This is a genomic window from Paenibacillus sp. S33, from assembly GCF_053615415.1.
On sequence record NZ_JBSIEZ010000001.1, the window covers coordinates 5,279,474 to 5,296,367 of the forward strand.

13 protein-coding genes are annotated in these 16,894 nt (G+C 46.3%); 4 read left to right on the forward strand and 9 right to left on the reverse strand.

Features of this window, described 5'->3' with window-relative positions; genetic code table 11:
• The first annotated feature begins 68 nt into the window (after positions 1 to 68).
• Both pepT and ACWGXJ_RS24000 read left to right on the forward strand, forming a co-directional pair.
• Positions 69 to 1,304, forward strand: a complete 1,236-nt coding sequence (gene pepT / locus ACWGXJ_RS23995; RefSeq protein WP_452567728.1) for a peptidase T — start codon at positions 69 to 71, stop codon at positions 1,302 to 1,304.
• Positions 1,305 to 1,504: 200 nt separating this feature from the next.
• The gene (locus tag ACWGXJ_RS24000; protein WP_452567729.1) at positions 1,505 to 2,341 is read left to right on the forward strand and encodes a methyl-accepting chemotaxis protein; all 837 of its coding nucleotides are present in this window, start codon (positions 1,505 to 1,507) and stop codon (positions 2,339 to 2,341) included.
• A 185-nt stretch (positions 2,342 to 2,526) separates the two neighbouring features.
• Here the strand turns inward: ACWGXJ_RS24000 and ACWGXJ_RS24005 are convergent, their stop codons facing one another.
• The gene (locus ACWGXJ_RS24005; RefSeq protein ID WP_069290646.1) at positions 2,527 to 3,402 is read right to left on the reverse strand and encodes a DNA-binding protein; all 876 of its coding nucleotides are present in this window, start codon (positions 3,400 to 3,402) and stop codon (positions 2,527 to 2,529) included.
• Between the two features lie 444 nt (positions 3,403 to 3,846).
• Between ACWGXJ_RS24005 and hxlA the strand changes: the two genes are divergently transcribed.
• Positions 3,847 to 4,482 carry a 3-hexulose-6-phosphate synthase gene (gene hxlA, locus ACWGXJ_RS24010; RefSeq protein WP_013312540.1) on the forward strand — a complete coding sequence of 212 codons (636 nt, stop codon included), beginning with the start codon at positions 3,847 to 3,849 and terminating at the stop codon, positions 4,480 to 4,482.
• Between the two features lie 5 nt (positions 4,483 to 4,487).
• Positions 4,488 to 5,045, forward strand: coding sequence for a 6-phospho-3-hexuloisomerase (gene hxlB, locus ACWGXJ_RS24015; RefSeq protein ID WP_069290647.1), 558 nt, complete (start codon positions 4,488 to 4,490; stop codon positions 5,043 to 5,045).
• Positions 5,046 to 5,186: 141 nt separating this feature from the next.
• On the opposite strand, the gene ACWGXJ_RS24020 is transcribed toward hxlB, so the two are convergent.
• The 8 genes from ACWGXJ_RS24020 to ACWGXJ_RS24055 all read right to left on the reverse strand — a co-directional run bounded on the left by ACWGXJ_RS24020 (position 5,187) and on the right by ACWGXJ_RS24055 (position 16,736).
• Entirely contained in the window at positions 5,187 to 7,319 is a 2,133-nt protein-coding gene (locus tag ACWGXJ_RS24020; protein ID WP_452567730.1) for an endo-1,4-beta-xylanase, read from the reverse strand.
• Positions 7,320 to 7,380: 61 nt separating this feature from the next.
• A complete protein-coding gene (locus ACWGXJ_RS24025) occupies positions 7,381 to 8,304 on the reverse strand; it encodes a carbohydrate ABC transporter permease (RefSeq protein WP_446675223.1) in 924 nt (307 codons plus the stop codon).
• A gap of 389 nt (positions 8,305 to 8,693) precedes the next feature.
• A complete protein-coding gene (locus ACWGXJ_RS24030) occupies positions 8,694 to 9,674 on the reverse strand; it encodes an ABC transporter permease (protein ID WP_165178022.1) in 981 nt (326 codons plus the stop codon).
• A gap of 14 nt (positions 9,675 to 9,688) precedes the next feature.
• On the reverse strand, positions 9,689 to 11,356 hold the full coding sequence (locus ACWGXJ_RS24035; protein ID WP_254328134.1) for an ABC transporter substrate-binding protein: 1,668 nt from the start codon (positions 11,354 to 11,356) through the stop codon (positions 9,689 to 9,691).
• A 210-nt stretch (positions 11,357 to 11,566) separates the two neighbouring features.
• The gene (locus ACWGXJ_RS24040; RefSeq protein ID WP_452567731.1) at positions 11,567 to 13,330 is read right to left on the reverse strand and encodes a sensor histidine kinase; all 1,764 of its coding nucleotides are present in this window, start codon (positions 13,328 to 13,330) and stop codon (positions 11,567 to 11,569) included.
• On the reverse strand, positions 13,327 to 14,958 hold the full coding sequence (locus ACWGXJ_RS24045; protein ID WP_452567732.1) for a response regulator transcription factor: 1,632 nt from the start codon (positions 14,956 to 14,958) through the stop codon (positions 13,327 to 13,329). The genes ACWGXJ_RS24040 and ACWGXJ_RS24045 overlap by 4 nt, the downstream gene beginning before the upstream one ends.
• A 472-nt stretch (positions 14,959 to 15,430) precedes the next feature.
• Positions 15,431 to 16,117, reverse strand: coding sequence for a class I SAM-dependent methyltransferase (locus ACWGXJ_RS24050; protein ID WP_452567733.1), 687 nt, complete (start codon positions 16,115 to 16,117; stop codon positions 15,431 to 15,433).
• Positions 16,118 to 16,394: 277 nt separating this feature from the next.
• Positions 16,395 to 16,736, reverse strand: coding sequence for a cupin domain-containing protein (locus ACWGXJ_RS24055; protein WP_452567734.1), 342 nt, complete (start codon positions 16,734 to 16,736; stop codon positions 16,395 to 16,397).
• Between the last annotated feature and the right edge of the window lie 158 nt (positions 16,737 to 16,894).

The following is a 16,894-nucleotide window of genomic DNA, read 5'->3' on the forward strand; positions in this document are numbered from 1 at the left end:
TCATATTATAAGCCTAATCATGATAAAATACGTACCATAATAGAAATGACACTAAGGAGGATACACACATGAAACAGGAACTGATTGACCGCCTGACTACATATGTTCAGGTAGATACCCAATCTGATGAAAGCAGCCACACTTGCCCCACTACACCCGGACAGCTCACATTGGGCAACCTCTTGGTGGGCGAATTGAAAGCCATTGGTATGACAGACGTAACTATTGATGATAATGGTTATGTGATGGCGACCCTTCCTTCCAATACGGATAAAGAGGTTCCCGTCATCGGTTTTCTCGCCCACCTCGATACGGCTACCGAACTGACTGGCGCAGGGGTAAAGCCGCAATTGACGGAGAACTATGATGGGGGCGATATCACGCTGAATGCTTCGCTTGGTGTGGTTCTTTCTCCACGTGAGTTTCCCGAACTGACTCAATATAAAGGCCACACCCTGATCACAACAGATGGTACCACCCTGCTCGGTGCAGACAACAAAGCCGGGATCGCAGAAATCATGACAGCTATCCACTACCTGATTGACCATCCAGAAATTCAACATGGCAAAATTCGCGTTGCCTTTACACCGGACGAAGAGATTGGAAGAGGACCGGAACGCTTTGATGTAGCCGCTTTTGGCGCTGAATATGCCTATACGGTAGACGGCGGACCGCTCGGAGAACTGGAGTATGAAAGCTTTAACGCCGCAGCCGCCCATATTACCATTCACGGTGTGAACGTGCATCCCGGTACGGCTAAAAACAAAATGATCCACGCTGCCAAAATCGCTATGGAGCTGCACAGTCGGTTACCTGCAAACGAAGCCCCAGAATATACAGACGGATATGATGGCTTCTATCATCTCTTGGAGTCTACAGGCACGGCAGAACAAGCTAAGCTATACTATATTATCCGTGATTTTGACCGCGAGAGCTTTGAAAACCGGAAAGCTTATTTAACAAATGTAGTCAAAGAACTGCAGGCCGCATATGGAGGAAACCGTATTGCGCTGGAATTGAGAGATCAGTATTACAACATGAAAGAGAAAATAGAGCCAGTCAAGCATATCGTCGATGTCGCTTATGAAGCAATGACAAAGCTGAATATCGAACCCATTATTAAGCCGATTCGTGGCGGTACAGACGGTTCACAGCTATCCTACATGGGACTGCCTACCCCGAATATTTTTACAGGTGGGGAGAACTACCACGGTAAGTTTGAATACGTGTCGGTGGACAACATGGTACTTGCTACCAAGGTTATTGTGGAAATCGCACAACTGTTCGAGCAACGCGGTAAGTGAACTACCTATACACAGCACTGACACGTTAAGATTAAATAGAAGGCATATCGTTCCTTAATGGAAACGGTATGCCTTTTTTTTTGAAGCTTTCATTTCCCTTTAAATTTTCAATATCTTTATAACTTTTATCCGTCTTTAGACCGACAACTATATACGAGACTATAAAAAATATATCTAGTAAAGAAAGGTAGGTTATCTATTTGAATACAATAGATGCATTAATTGCAGCCATTCCCTACATACAACAGATTATGCGTGAGAAAGTGACTCTTGCTCTCTTCGACCGCACTCATGTCCTTATGTATACCCAATCGGAGGGTATGGACCTCGGCTTTGAAACGGGCTCGGAGCTGCTCGAAGACTATAAAGATTTTGCCATGCTTAAAAATGGACGTGAGCCCAGCCTGACCCACATCCCTGCTGAAATTCTAGGGCTTCCTCTTGATATGATCAGTATTCCTGTATTTGACGAGAAAGGTGAAGTCATCGCAGCATTTGCGGCCTCTTATAATTTGACTAACAAAAATCAACTGGATCAAATCGTATCCGAGAACCTCTCCATCACTGAGCAGCTCATTGATATGGTACAGCATGTGGCGGCTCATTCCGAGGAGCTTCAGGCAACCAGTGAACAGATTTTGAAAAACACCCAAATCGCCGTACAAAACTCGGGTAAAATCAATCAGGTAGCTGTGTTCATCAAGGAAATTTCTGATCAAACCAACCTGCTTGGATTGAATGCAGCGATCGAGGCCGCGCGTGTCGGAGAAGCAGGTGCAGGCTTTGGTATCGTCGCTCAAGAGGTGCGCAAGCTATCCGTAGAATCCAAAAAGGCGACGGTCGATATTGAAGGAGCCCTTAAGGATGTACAGAACTCCATTCGTCAAATGGAGCAGGAAATTGAGCAAATTGTTTCTTCTTCTCAGGAGCAGGCGACTCTGGTAGGCTCTTTCACTGAAGTGATGGAGCGTATGCAAAAGGCGAGTGAAACGATGCAACATCTGGCCAGTCACCTGACTTCGTATGTCGTAAAATAAATCTTGGCATAAAAGAGGGGAGCACACTGATCGCAAATGCGTAAAAGTGTGCTCCTTTTATGTACAAAAGCCCTATCGGGCTTGAAGGTCTAATTCTGACTCAAGCAGTATAAGAAAAAACACCATGATTTGAAGGAATCACAGGGTCTAACCCTCCCAAAATATTTCCCAACGGAAGAGCAATACTAAGAAACGCCAAGACCATAATTACCGAGATTAATGCCTTTTTCATTATGAAGCCCCCTTAATAAAATGGTTTGGTATTGCTCTTGCTGTGATGGTGTTGCCAAAGCTCGATAAGTCTCAAACAGAGCAACCAGTGTCCTGAAATCAGCATCCGCTTCTACACTGGCAGAGAATTGCAGAGAATCAAGGACATAATTTAAGGCAACGGAGTACTGCTTCTTCTTGAAATGGTAAATGGCCAATTGGTTGACCAGTTTTAAATAATATACGCGGTTTGCTCTATCTTCATAACCTTCAAATATCTTAATATCATCGGCAAAATCGTTCAGCAGGTCGTCTATATTCCAATTATTCAGGTTAGCTGCTTCGGCAATACCAACCAATCCTGGAAGTAGCTCCTCGTCATTGTCGTGAAGAAATTGAACGTACTCAGGCAAAAGTTCCCTTCTCCCCGAAAGTAATTCAATCGTAAATAAATTGGCCTTGGCGAGGAAACGGAATCTCTCTACTTCTTCGTGACCGCTCTGATCCAGCCCCATAAACCAACCCATTTCGCTATACTTCATAATATAGTTTCTGGCTTCCTCATACTTGCCCATATTCTGATAGTAAATAGATTTCGCCAAATAACTATAAGCATAATAAAACACTAGCGGGTGTTTGGTGTCCAATGTCTCATACTTGCCGTCTGCAGCATTTCTCAGTTGGGTGTGATACAGGTTTTCAGCCAACGTATGCAGATAGTCTGCTACTTTGTTCGCTTCATCCCAATCATTATGTGTGTAGCTGATTCTAAACAACTCACAAGCTTTATCGAGTTCGTGGCTGTCCGACAACAAATAAATGGCTTCCCTTTGGTTCAGGACCTCTTCCACTAAACCCGCCTCCCTATCCTGAAAATTGCGATTACCCCTTAGCACAGCGGCTACTCTTCAGGGTAGTTATACTCTTAGCCTCCATTTTTTGTATACCATTATATTACAAATATAGTCAAAACCTAACTTGAAGTCAATTCAATCATCACTACCTTCTTTTTTTGCAACCTTACATTGCTGTGTACGGTTATCGGTTACGAATAGTTGACTCCCCTTATAGAAATAATGCTAAAGAAGACAAAATGTAGGCTCTCTCATGGATGGTTTTTATGATGCTATAGTATCGTGGGGGTAACTACGTTACGAATTAGTGCGTACTTTTCAACCGGGTAGCTGGGCCTTACAATCAAACCTGTGCATGAAACTAAAGTATAGATTGATACTCAACAGAGCATGTACCTGTTCATCAAAATATAAATTCACTTAAGGAGTGAAGTTAATAACATGGAACTTCAATTGGCTTTAGACTTAGTAGATATCCCGCAAGGGATTGCATTGGTAAAAGAAGTAGAGTCGTATATTGATATCGTAGAAATCGGTACGCCGATTGTCATCAATGAAGGACTTCATGCAGTAAAAGCAATGAAAGAAGCATTCCCGAATCTGAAAGTGCTGGCTGACCTGAAGGTTATGGATGCAGGGGGCTATGAAGTGCTAAAAGCTTCCGAGGCTGGTGCAGATATCGTTACGATTTTGGCTGTAGCTGAAGATGCAACAATCAAAGGCGCAGTAGAAGAAGCGAAAAAACAAGGCGGCAAAAAAATCCTGGTGGATATGATCGGTGTTAAAAACCTGGAGCAACGTGCGAAAGAAATCGACGCTCTGGGCGTTGACTACATCTGTGTGCATACAGGCTACGATCTGCAAGCTGAAGGACAAAGCCCGTTCGAAGCACTGCAAACCGTCAAAAAAGTCGTGAAAAACTCCAAAACTGCTGTGGCTGGCGGTATTAAGCTGAGCACATTGGCTGAAGTCGTAAAGGCTCAACCGGATCTGGTTATCGTCGGCGGTGGTATCACTGGCGAGGACGACAAAAAGGCTGTAGCTTCCCAAATGCAACAGCTCATCAAACAAGGTTAACCCCAATGGAAACCTCTCAATATTTATCTGAGGTACTCAAGGAGCTACAATTGGTTCCACAATTGATCAGTGATACGGAATCGGAACAGCTGATCCATTCCATCGCCGTTGCCAATAAGGTATTCGTGGCAGGTGCGGGCCGCTCAGGGTTCATGATTCGCTCGCTGGCAATGCGGCTGATGCATATGGGAATTCAAGCTTACGTAGTCGGGGAAACCGTAACTCCCGGTTTGGGCGAGGGCGACCTGCTCATTATCGGTTCAGGCTCTGGTGAAACCAAAAGCCTGATCTCCATGGCAGAAAAAGCAAAGAAACTCGGAGCCTCTCTGGCGCTACTAACCACTTCTCCCGGTTCCACCATTGGCAAACTGGCCGATATCATCGTCAAGCTGCCTGGTGCGGCCAAGGACCCGTCCAACAAGGACTACCAGACGATCCAGCCCATGGGCTCATTGTTTGAGCAAACCCTGCTGTTGTACGGTGACGCATTGGTACTCAGAACGATGGATCTGCGCAAGCTGACCTCCAAATCTATGTTTGGTCAACACGCCAATTTGGAATAAAAGTGCATTCCTTTACGATAGCAATGCAGGCTGTCCTTTACATGTCACATGTGAAGGACAGCCTGCTTTTATGCATGTATAAGGCGACGTTCGATACAGCATAGAATAAGGCAAAACAAGCCCGGCATGTATTCAAACCATTTATTCGTTATTCCCTGCTGGCAACGGCGGGACTTTGGACGGATCAGCAAGTGCCCAATAGGCATATTTGGCCTTTAACCGTTCGTCGAATAGTAGCGGTTTATCCAACCGGGCTATCGGAAACGTGCTAAGCCACGTATTTCCATCATCCGTACCCCAAATCGTCACATTGCTGATATGTTCCTGCTGTCTTGAAAACATATCGAACAGCGCCCGATAGCGGTGAGCCTGCCGGATGAGCATAGATTCTGGAATTGTTTCATAGCGATCTGTATCATTGGAATAAAGACCCATATCCAGCTCGGTAATTTGATTATCCAGACCAAGTGAAGCAAACTTTTCTATGGACTGCTCAATCTCGCTAATAGCGGGAAACTCCAGGCGGATATGCGATTGGTGGCCTACCCCGTCAATCGGTACACCTTTAGCGAGCAGATCACGTACCAAATTGTACAGAAAATCCCGTTTCTTCGGCTCATGCGTGTTGTAATCGTTAATGAATAGCCGTGCGTTCGGACCCGTCGCTTCCCTCGTGACACGGAATGCTTTTTCAATATAATCCGTACCGGTAATCTGATACCACTTGCTGCGGCGCATGCCATCCGGCTGATCAGGATCAATGACCTCATTCACCACATCCCAATCGGTGATGACATTTTTATACCGGGCTGCAACAGCGCGTATATGCGTCTCCAGCCGATCCAGCAAAAGCTTTTTATTCTCAGCAGTCGGCGTCATCGGCTGTCCATTCTTATCCTTGAACATCCAATCCCCAGTTTGGTTATGCCACACCAAAGTATGGAAGCGAATTTCCAGTCCATGCTGTCTAGCAAACTGCACAATTTGGTCTGCTTCCTCCCAATGGAACTGTCCCTCGGACGGTTGTAAGGAGATCGGCTTCATCGCATTCCCTGCAACGACGCTGTTAAAATGCTTCTGTACCAACTCTCCGTAAGCCCCTTCGGTCTGGAAAGCTTCAATCGCCGTGCCAATGCTAAACTGTCCCCCATATAATCCATGCAAAGAAGGAATGTCCTTTTCAATAGCCAGCGGTGGTACAAGTGACAGCTCGAAATCATCCATATAAAAGGAAGACGTTCCTTCTGCCGTTTCCAAATACATAGAAACAGTGTCTGCATCATGCGCAAGCGTATACATACCAGACAAATGCATCCATCCCCCTGTCGTAGTAGCCGTGTCGCCTACAACAGTTTCATACGCACTATCCCCTTGATGATCACGCTGTACGCTGAGCCTCACCTTGGCAGGCTGCTCACCCGGCGCCAGCTTCACCCAGGCACTGACCGTATATCGGCTGCCCTTTTGCATCGTAGCAGTCACATCCAGCTTGGGTCCGGCATATGTCTTTTGTCTGCCTGTTGTCAGCAGACTGTATGAGCCGCTTCGTGCATCGGCGTCCGAAACCTGCACGGTCTCATCTCCCATACGGGACACCCATCCTTGAGCCGTACCATCTTCAAACCCGGATACGATACCATTGGCCGGCTCCGGTGGCCTCTTCGATACCTGTGTTATTTCTATCTCATCCACATAGTAGGCCTGCGCGGGATTCGAGCTTTCCACATACAGCTTCAATGCATCCATCCCCCCGGTAAAAGTATATTTCCCCTGAAGTTTGATCCACGATGTATCCGCCGTCTCCGTCTGCGCTACCGTCTTCCATGTCGTAGTCCCGCCTGTGGGCTGCTGCTCCACTGTAAGTTTAACCATGCTCGGAACCGCAGAATGACCATCCAGCTTCACATAGCCACTAATTTCATACTCCACATCCGGCTGCAACAGCGACTTCACATCCAGCTCCGCCCCGTTCCAAGCCGCTGTACGAGCGGTTGCCTTCAGACTGTGCGTGCCGCCATATGCTGCTTCCGTGACGGATGCAATTTGGGTATAAGTTCCTCGCGGCTTCCAGCCGTCGCTGTTTCCTTGCTCAAATCCATACGTTCCAATGGTCTTATGGATACTACCCGCCGATAGCACCATATCCGAAACAGGCGGGGAATGTTCTATAGACGGAGCTGCCTTCGCCACAGACGCTCCCCACCAACCGACAGGCGATAACAACAGCGCTCCCGCCAGTACCAGACAAAAAGGCTTAACCCAACATGACCGCAAAGCAATCCCTCCCGTACTCCAATTTTTTGAATTCGTATTGGGCACTATTGGATTTCAGTTACTATCCTTTGACACCTCCCAAGGTCATACCCTTCACAAAGTATTTTTGCAAAAAAGGATAAACTAAAATAATAGGCACTGAAGCGACAATCGTCATCGTGGCCCGAATTGAGGTAGGCGTGACCGACTTCGCCAGATTTTCCGAACCAGCGAATTGGCTCGCATAGTCCTGAGTGTTAACAGACGTGTTAGAATTTTGCAGTATTTTCATCAGCTCATATTGAAGAGTGCTCCATTGCTCATATGACGAATTGTACAAAAACACATCGAACCAGGAATTCCATTGCGCGACCGCTGTAAACAGCGACACCGTCGCCAGTACGGGAACACACAGCGGCAAAACGATGCGCATAAAAGTGGCAAACTCCCCAGCCCCGTCAATACGCGCCGACTCCAAAATCCCTTCCGGCAATCCCTCAATAAAGGAGCGAATGACAATCACATTAAACACCCCAATCAATCCCGGCACGACATACACCCAGAAAGTCCCCAGCATCCCAAGCTCACGAATCAGGAGAAAGTTCGGAATCAATCCACCGCTAAAATACATCGTTAAAATAAAAGCAATTGAAACAAATTTGCGCAGTACATATTCCGGCCGGCTGATCGTGTACGCCACCATCGCGCAGCAAAACACCGAAGTCACTGTACCCACAACTGTACGTAATACAGAAATCAGCGTAGCATGGAAAATCGTCGCTTCCTTGAACACAAATTCATAATTACTCCACGTAAATTCACGCGGCCACAAATAGATCCCGCCCCGAATCGAATCATTCGCTTCATTTAACGAAACCGCCAGCGTATTTAAAAACGGATACAGCGTGAACACCATTAGGCAGAGCATAAACCCGATATTGCACGCATCAAAAATTCGATCCGAGGGCGCCCGAAATCGCCCGTGTACGGCCTTCCCTTTGCCCATGACTTCCGCTCCTTTCTAAAAAATAGTTTAGGCATTTGGATCGCGCACCCTCTGCTATCTCCTTCGAATAGCACAGTCCTAAAAAACAGCCTCTAATGGCTGATAGCGAAGCTGAGCCAACCATAATGGCACATTTACCCAAGGAAGCGCGAGTCACGCGCCTTCCTTAAACTCTCCCCTTGCCACTACCCTCAGTTCTCAAAAAAAGTGACTTTACGGCGGGTAGCAGCGGAGCGGGCGGAATTGTTCTGAAGAAGCGGAGCGTTCGCCTTTATCCCCGGATTTTAACCTATGATCTTTATTCCAATAAGAAAATACGGGGATAACAGCGATCGGAAGAACAATCCGCACGCGAAGCGGCCGTCCCCCCACCATAACTCACTCTTTCTTCAGAACAATCTCTCCTCCCCTAACCGCTTCGCAATATGATTGGCGCTAAACAGTAAGATGAAGCTGACCACCGTTTTGAACATCCCAGCAGCAATGGAAAGCGAGAAATTACCCATCTGAATACCATATTTCAGCACGAAAATATCCAGATTCTCCGAGTAATCCACGTTCATGCCGTTGCCCAGTAAGTATTGCGGCTCAAAGCCGGATTCCAGTAAATTGCCAATGTTCATAATGAGCAGGATGATAAATACAGGCTTCAACCCCGGTAATGTCACATGCCAAATCCGCTGAAAACGCCCTGCTCCGTCCATCTCGGCTGCCTCATACTGCGAGGGATCAATCATCGTCATCGCGGCCAAATAAATGATGGTGTTCCAGCCGACATTTTTCCATACCTCCGATGCACCGAGAATGCCCCAAAAATAGCTTCCCTCGCCCAGCCACAGAATAGGCTCCTTAATCAACCCCAGCCACATCAGCACCTCATTGATGATGCCGCCATCCGCAGACAGTGCCGTACTGATGATGCTAGCCGCGACCACCCACGAAATAAAATGTGGCAGATAGCTGACCGTCTGCACGACCCGCTTGAACATGATCTGACGAAGCTCATTCAGCAAAATCGCTAATGTTATAGCGGTGACAAAACCCAGCACCAGATTAATAAAGCTCATCGCCAGTGTATTGCGCATGACCCGCAGAAAGTGTTCATCCTGAAATAGAAAATGGAAATGTTTTAATCCGACCCATTGCTGATCGAGCAACTTGCGGGCAGGCTTAAAATCCTGAAAGGCAATCGTCCAACCCCAGATGGGCAAATACTTGAAGATGAACAGCCAGATTAAAAAAGGGACGGACATCCATACCAGTGCCCGTTGCTGATTCAGCTTGTGCATAAATCCCCTAAAGCCGGTTCGCCGCGAGGGCGGCAAATGATCCGAGGAGATCGTGACAGGTGGTGGTGACGAGTGGCCCATAGCTGCTTCCTCCTTTATTTTTTACCGGGATTTTCGATTTTTTTGGCAACCTCCTTCGTGATCAGCTCCTCATACGCCTTTACATCCAGCTTGTTGAATTCAGTGGTGTATTCATTCCAAATCGCATCAAACTGCTCTGGTGCAGACAGCACCAAACGCGGGAAATATTTGCGCTGTAGGTCCCCCTTCTTTTGCTGGAAGAGCTGCGCTGTTGAGCCTTGAGCAATCGGAATACTCCAGGCCGGATACCATGGGCGCTCGTCAGGTGCGGAAAACATTTGCGAGAAGGACTCTACACCATAGACTTTTAGTAGCTTTTTATCCCCCTCGGTGTAGGACATACGCGCAACCTCAGGCTGCCGTCCGGGGCCAACCGAGTTGCCGTCAGGCAGGGTAGAACCGCTACCGTATCGCGGCCAACTGTATTCAAAATATTTGAACCCAAATGATTCGCGGAACGCGTCCTGACCAGTCTGCTTAATTTGCTCCTCAGTCCGGTAAAAGCGTCCTTTTTTATCTACATCATAGGTTTCTCCCTTGATTCCCCAGTTGGATAATATCTGGTTTTCGTCCGTCAGCAGGTTGTCAAAAAATTTGATGATACGCACCGGGTCCTTGGCACTGACCGTAATTCCTATGCCTCGGTTATTAACAAATGACGAAGGATCAATGTACTGATCCTTTATATTCTGGTCGTATACAACAGGCAGCCCTATATACTCCATATCATCATTGCCCGATTGCTTGGAAGCCTCCTGCAGATTATTCAGGGCCTGCCCCGCCTGCCAGCGGTAGTCGAAAAAGCCCAGCACCTTACCCGAGGTCAGCTTCGCCAAATATTGATCGTAATTGTCCACAAAGGACGATTTATCAAATAGGCCCTCTACATTGAGCTGATTTAGCTCTTTCAGATACCGCTTTGTGATTTCCATATCTCCATAATCCGTGGCCCGGTGTGTTTTCATATCAATAATCGTGCCGCCATCATTCGGATAGCCTGCCAGATGCATCGGCGCGTTCGTAAGAGCATAAAACCTATCCTGCGTGGTTAAAGCCAGGTACCCAGTCAAGCCCTCATCTGCATGCTTTTTCGCATAGTTACGAATCAGAGCTAAATACTCGTCAAGTGTTTTGATTTTTGGATATCCCGCTTCTTTTAATACCCTGCGTTGCACCCAAAAGGCTCCTTGCTCTAAGTTAGGCGCAGGTAAATAATCGCCTACCACCGCACTTAGCGGCAGAAAGTAAATGTTCCCATCCTCCGCCTTCATCAAGTTGTAGTACGGTCCATATACACGCTTAATATTTGGTCCATATTTGTCGATCAAATCATTCAGGGGAATAAAAGCCCCGGCATCCAGCAGCTTATCGATCGTGCCATCCGGTACTATCACATCCGGGTAATCGTTACTGGCAATAAATGTACCGATCTTTGTATTGGAATCACCCACCAAATGCTCCAGCTTCCAGTTTACCCCCGTCTGATCCTCCAAAATTTTGCCGATCCGTGTTTCATTGGTATTAATGTCTCTCCCCGCAGTGGCATTAAAATACGTGAATGTGACCTTCTCCTTGCTATCTCCTGACGCCGGCTCCTTGCCCGAGCTCCCAGAGCAAGCAGCGATCATAGACGCCATCATAACCATTACCAGACTGATGATTCCGAACCTTTTGCTTGTCATGCCAGACCCTCCCCTTTCGCCCTCTTTTGTCGATTGTGTGTGAATATCGTGCGCACGTACCTCAAGCACTGAGAATCCCGCACACCCTAAATTGTAAGCACTTTCATTTTATAAAATGCTGTTCATTTCGTTCACCTGTCAATCTAAAGGTGTTACTTAGAAAACTATAGGTAAAGGTCCTTCAACGCAAAATAGGTACTGCTCTCCACCTCACTCCCGATCCGCAGGAATCCTAATTCGAATCTCCGTACCCTCGCCGGGTGCACTGCGAATGGCAAGCTCAAAGCGGCTCCCGTAGTAAAGTTTAAGACGATATATGACATTTTGTAGACCTATACGCTCACCCATTTCTTCCTGCCTTTGCATGTAACCATACAAGCGTTGTATCTGTTCCTCAGACATGCCCACCCCATCATCCCGAACCGTTAGAATCAGTTGTCCTTCCTCATGCTCAAAATGAATCTCAATGCGTCCTCCATGCTTTAGCGGCTCAATGCCGTGGATGCTTGCATTTTCAACCAGTGTCAGCGCGACCATTTTGGGAAGCAGATTATCCAAGTCTTCAGAGCGCGCCTGCACTTCGTACTGTATTCGCTCACCAAAGCGATATTGCTGAATTTCCAGAAAACAACGGATCAGCTCCAGCTCCTCCCGCAAAGTAACCCGATCCTTGTTCCACACCAGCGAATTGCGGAAAATCCGTGCCATGTTATGAATAATGCGCGCTGTCTCATCCTCATGCTTCATCAAGCTCCGCATGCGAATCGTCTCCAGTGCATTGAACAGAAAATGTGGGTTGATCTGACTGTGAAGTGCATTCAACTGGGCATGCCTGCGCTGAATTTCCAGATTTTTTCGCTGTATATCGGCCATATAGACATCGTTAATCAGTCGCTTTATTTTCAGCGTCATCCGATTAAACTCACCTGTTAATTGCCCGATCTCATCTCTCGACTCTGTACCGCGAATCAGCTCAAAATGCTGGTTTTTTACCTTTTTCATGTGCTTTAAAATACGATGAATCCTCACGTTCAACGAACGTGTAATCCAAATAATGATTAATGTAGGCAGCAACATATTTACACAGGTTAACAAGAGCACAAAATTGCGAGATTCCTGCATTTCATACAGCACTGCATCTCTCGATACCGCAGCCACAATGCTCCAGCCATTCAGATTGCTCGTAAGCACATAATTCGTCTTGAACTCCATCGTGTCCTCGGGCAGCTTGAGAGTGTTATAGGCCACATTTTTGTGGTTTATATCCACTTTGGGGTCCGTTGTATATTCGATTCCCCCTCGTTCGTTCAGCAGAAAGAGACTTCCCTGCAAATTCAGGTTATTGAAAATCTCTCGAATGGACGACATTCGCAGTTCTATTTTCAGTATTTTTTCACGACCATTTTGGGAATAAAAGTAGTTCATCCGCCGAATCAGGCTAAAAGGGTACATCTGTTCACCTGTGCTGTCATCGGTACGTACAAATATAGGCTTGGACTGGCGTCCAGGCGAGATTTTGGTATACCAAGGCAAACTTCTGACTCCCTCATCTATAAAGCTGATTCCCCCGGAATTCAGCAGCGTTGAATTATTGGTGTAGATCGTAATTCCACCTACGGAATGGTATGCAGGACTGTAAGTGTTGTTCAAGATATGACGTAAATAAGAGTCATAAGCGGCGATATAGTCAGCAGGGTGGGGATATGTTTCTTCCAATACCTCATTGAGCTGATGATCCGTATAAAAGATAGACGAGATTTCCATCGCATCTTCAAATTCACGGTAAAATTCAATTTTAATCTGTTCCAGTGCGCGCGAAATATCCTGCATACGCTGTTCCTTCACGTTTTGCGAGGTGACATGGTAAAAAATCAGATTGGTCAGCACTACAGGCGTAAAAACACAGAGAAAATAAAGCAGCAGCATTTTATCTCGCAGTCGTACATGATCAAGAGTCATTCTCAGCATCTTCATTCGCCGGCCCTCTCTGACTCGTTGCCAACAATCAGGCTGTTGCGGTATTCGCTTGGTGTGGCATGCGCCATCTTTTCAAACTGGGTAACAAAATAGTCTGAACTGCCGAAGCCCACGCGCTCAGCAATTTCATAAATCCGCAGATCCGTCTGCCGCAACAAGCGTTTCGCCTCCTGAACGCGCAATTTCAGCAGAAATTCGTTAAAGTACACACCATACGTTTTTCTGAACAATTGACCGAGGTATACAGGGTTCATGTAAAAGCGAGCCGCAATACTTTTCAGGCTTATATTCTCGGCGGCATGCTGCTCAATGTAAGCACGGATGTGCTGGATGCCTCCCTGCTGACAATCCTTGCGCAGAACCCCGATATACCTTCCACTTTCCTCGACAAAAGCTGTAAACAATCGCTGTAGTTCACCCAGGGACAGGTTCATGTCCTGCCAGTTCATCATCGGTTCTAGTGACTGAAGTGAGCGCTCATCTCCCTGCATGTTTTGAATGACCCGAACGATACTAAGTACGCACTGATGCAGACTCATTTTCATAGCCTCAGGAGCATAACACTCCTCCCGAAAGCTGCTAAATAAATAATCCACGGCCACACGCAGCTCATCCAACCGCAGTTCCTCAACTTGTTCCGTCAAGCGATCCAGTACGTCCTGAGGGATGGTCTTATAGTGAAGTGGTGGCATTTCCTCCTGTAGATATACAACAATACCGCCATGGTCATAAATGTATTTATGGAGCACTGCCTCCTTCGCACAGGCATAGGACTGCTGGATATCCTGCAACCGATTCACAGGCTTTCCTGCATAAATGAAAACTCGACTTCCCAGCTGATCTTTTAGTGTCTTCATCCCCTCTATCTCGCGTTGTAGCGCTTTCACAAAAACTTCGACCTTGCCTTCAAAACACTCCAAAAGGAAGTCGGGTACGATAAGACCAATCCGGTTACGATGCTCATGAACATAGAGAGGGTACTTGCCATCCATTAACCGATGAAGCGCTTGCTCTATAAGCTCCCTGAATTGGAAAAGCGATAGCATGATATTATTGCCACCGGAGCGCCAGGGATGTTGGTCATTCAGCTCGACGAGTACATAGTACATATAAGTGGCTTCCCCAAGCCGTAGCTGCTGCTCCCACTGTGTCACCACTACATCATCCACTGGGTTCATCATCACAGTCTCTAACAGCCCACCTGCATGGTGTTTCTGATATCGTTGCGCACTCTGCTGTTCACGATGCAGTCTTTCACTCAGCTTGCGCAATGTAGCCGAAAAGTCACCCTCATCAATCGGCTTAAGCATAAAATCATGAACCCCATAGCGGATTGCCTGCTGCGCATAAGCAAAATCACTATAGCCGCTTAAGATAATAAACGCGGGATGTTCTGTACTCTGTTCGAGCACAGACCGAATCAGCTCTAATCCGTCCAGCACAGGCATACGAATATCGGTAATGACCAGGTCCGGGTGAATACGGCTGATTAGCTCCAGCGCATCCTCACCGTTATCAGCTTCTCCTACGACTTCAAAACCACAGGCTTGCCAATCCATGAGTTGAAGCAGCCCTTTACGAGTAAAGGTTTCATCATCCACCACAATGGCTCGATGCAGCTTCATAACACGCTTCCTCCTTTTGAAGTATGCCTATTTTATTATTTTGGTTAACTATTCCAATGATCTCAGTCACTATGGTAATGTAAAACATCAGGAATTGGAAATTTTCGTTACGCCTATTATATGACGAATAGAGGGGTGCAAAGCATGCGCACGCCAGCGGCCAAGCCAAAGCAGCAAATATACAAAAAGGAGACGAATCCCTAAATAGGGGTTCGTCTCCTCAGGCTGTCGAGAAACCCCCTGTTTTTTTGCAGGGGGTTTAAAACTGTCTTAGTGGTCTAAGAACTAGGGTCCTCAGATCGTTTTAAATCGATTTTTGTTTTAAAAGATGCGTCTCCCCATATAAAAATAGAAGTGTCGAAAAGTCCTCTGGACTTTCTCGACACTCTGAGGAGACGAATCCCTAAATAGGGGTTCGTCTCCTTTTTTGCTATTGCGTAAAAAGCTTTATTCTCTTATTCGTGAATTCAGGCTATCGCTCAGCGATGATACTGACCGCTTGCAGATGGTCGGCGTACTTTACAAACTGCTTGCGCATACCCATAACCCTTGTCCGGGCAGCATGGTTATGCATAAGGTTAAAGACAATTTTCCCAAATCTCAACCAGCCCTCGTCCTGAATGATACGTGGCAGATGCAATAAGTGCATGGGAACCGTATAGATTTTAACGACCTTAAAGCCTTCCTCTTTCAGCAGCTGTTCCCACTCTGACACCGTCAACGGTGTCGCATTAACTCTCATGGCTACAGCTAAATCCTTGTAAATTTGTTTTCTGAGCGCAGGCTCAATATGGTTAGGAGCAAGGCACATCTCATGAATAGCATACTTCCCACCTGCTTTCAAAAGCCGCCTGGCTTCCGAAATAATCTGCGCTTTCTTGGCCCTTGTGTGCATCGTCAGCATGGCTTCCCCATATACCACCGTCGCAGAGGCATCCGGCAACGGAACCTGTTCAGCATCGGCAATAATGACTTCCCGATTTGCTCCGCTTGCATACGTTTTTACAATAGAAGCCGCCTTCTCATTCTGTTCAATCGCAATATAACGACGGGGATTAAGCCGCAGTGTGATTTGGGCAGTTATACCCAATCCGGGGGCAAACTCAATAACCTCATCCTGCCCGGTTACGTCAAGTCCCTCTATCATCCAACGTGTCATTTTTAACCCTCCGGGCCTAAGCACGCGCTTACCGAGACTTGCTAATATCCAGTGCCCTGGCACCTGTTTGTAATCTACTGTCTGCATTGGCTATTAACACCTCTTCTTAAAATTTGATAATGATATTCATTATCAATACGAGTGTAAAAAAATAACCTTTTTCTTTTTTTATATGAGCATGTTGCATTATGCAATATCTATATATTGCCAATTGGAGACCCACTCTTACGATTTATGCCAATGCTCCATTTATACAATGATGGTGCTGTATCCTCTTTTATATGTTCTGCGCATAGCTTTCACTTGGCGTTTGGGTCAACACTACATGCAGCCTGGAATTTGCCTCTGCACCGCCACGATAGGAAAAGTGCTCATCTCCCGTAACATGAATGATATCCCCTTGGACAACTTCCGTTGCTTCGCCGTTCACAGTTACAATACCGCTGCCTTCAAGAACAAGCAAATATACATTCGCTCCTGGGTGATTATGTGTTGGCAACTCAGCATTAGGAGTAAAGTTGAGAATAAAAATTACATTGTCGGCTTCCTTATGCACAATTCGTTTTGTAAACGCAGCTTCCTTATATTCCTGAAATTGAATGAGGTTTGATTTTTTCATATTGGTTCACGCTCCTGTTTGAAATTAAATTTGCTTAAGATGGATTAATACCTTTATTGTATTGGATTATTTCGCTCGACTTGTGATTGCAATCACAAAACTAAATTTAAGTAAAAAATACTTTTAATTATTTAAAAATTTGATTTCAATCATCTTTT

Bases quoted from the DNA above. Each gene is read 5' to 3' on its own strand.
- ACWGXJ_RS24040 (WP_452567731.1), bottom strand. From the start codon at position 13,330: ATGAAGATGCTGAGAATGACTCTTGATCATGTACGACTGCGAGATAAA.
- ACWGXJ_RS24030 (WP_165178022.1), bottom strand. From the start codon at position 9,674: ATGGGCCACTCGTCACCACCACCTGTCACGATCTCCTCGGATCATTTG.
- hxlB (WP_069290647.1), top strand. From the start codon at position 4,488: ATGGAAACCTCTCAATATTTATCTGAGGTACTCAAGGAGCTACAATTG.
- ACWGXJ_RS24050 (WP_452567733.1), bottom strand. From the start codon at position 16,117: ATGACACGTTGGATGATAGAGGGACTTGACGTAACCGGGCAGGATGAG.
- ACWGXJ_RS24055 (WP_452567734.1), bottom strand. From the start codon at position 16,736: ATGAAAAAATCAAACCTCATTCAATTTCAGGAATATAAGGAAGCTGCG.
- ACWGXJ_RS24045 (WP_452567732.1), bottom strand. From the start codon at position 14,958: ATGAAGCTGCATCGAGCCATTGTGGTGGATGATGAAACCTTTACTCGT.
- ACWGXJ_RS24035 (WP_254328134.1), bottom strand. From the start codon at position 11,356: ATGACAAGCAAAAGGTTCGGAATCATCAGTCTGGTAATGGTTATGATG.
- ACWGXJ_RS24025 (WP_446675223.1), bottom strand. From the start codon at position 8,304: ATGGGCAAAGGGAAGGCCGTACACGGGCGATTTCGGGCGCCCTCGGAT.
- pepT (WP_452567728.1), top strand. From the start codon at position 69: ATGAAACAGGAACTGATTGACCGCCTGACTACATATGTTCAGGTAGAT.
- hxlA (WP_013312540.1), top strand. From the start codon at position 3,847: ATGGAACTTCAATTGGCTTTAGACTTAGTAGATATCCCGCAAGGGATT.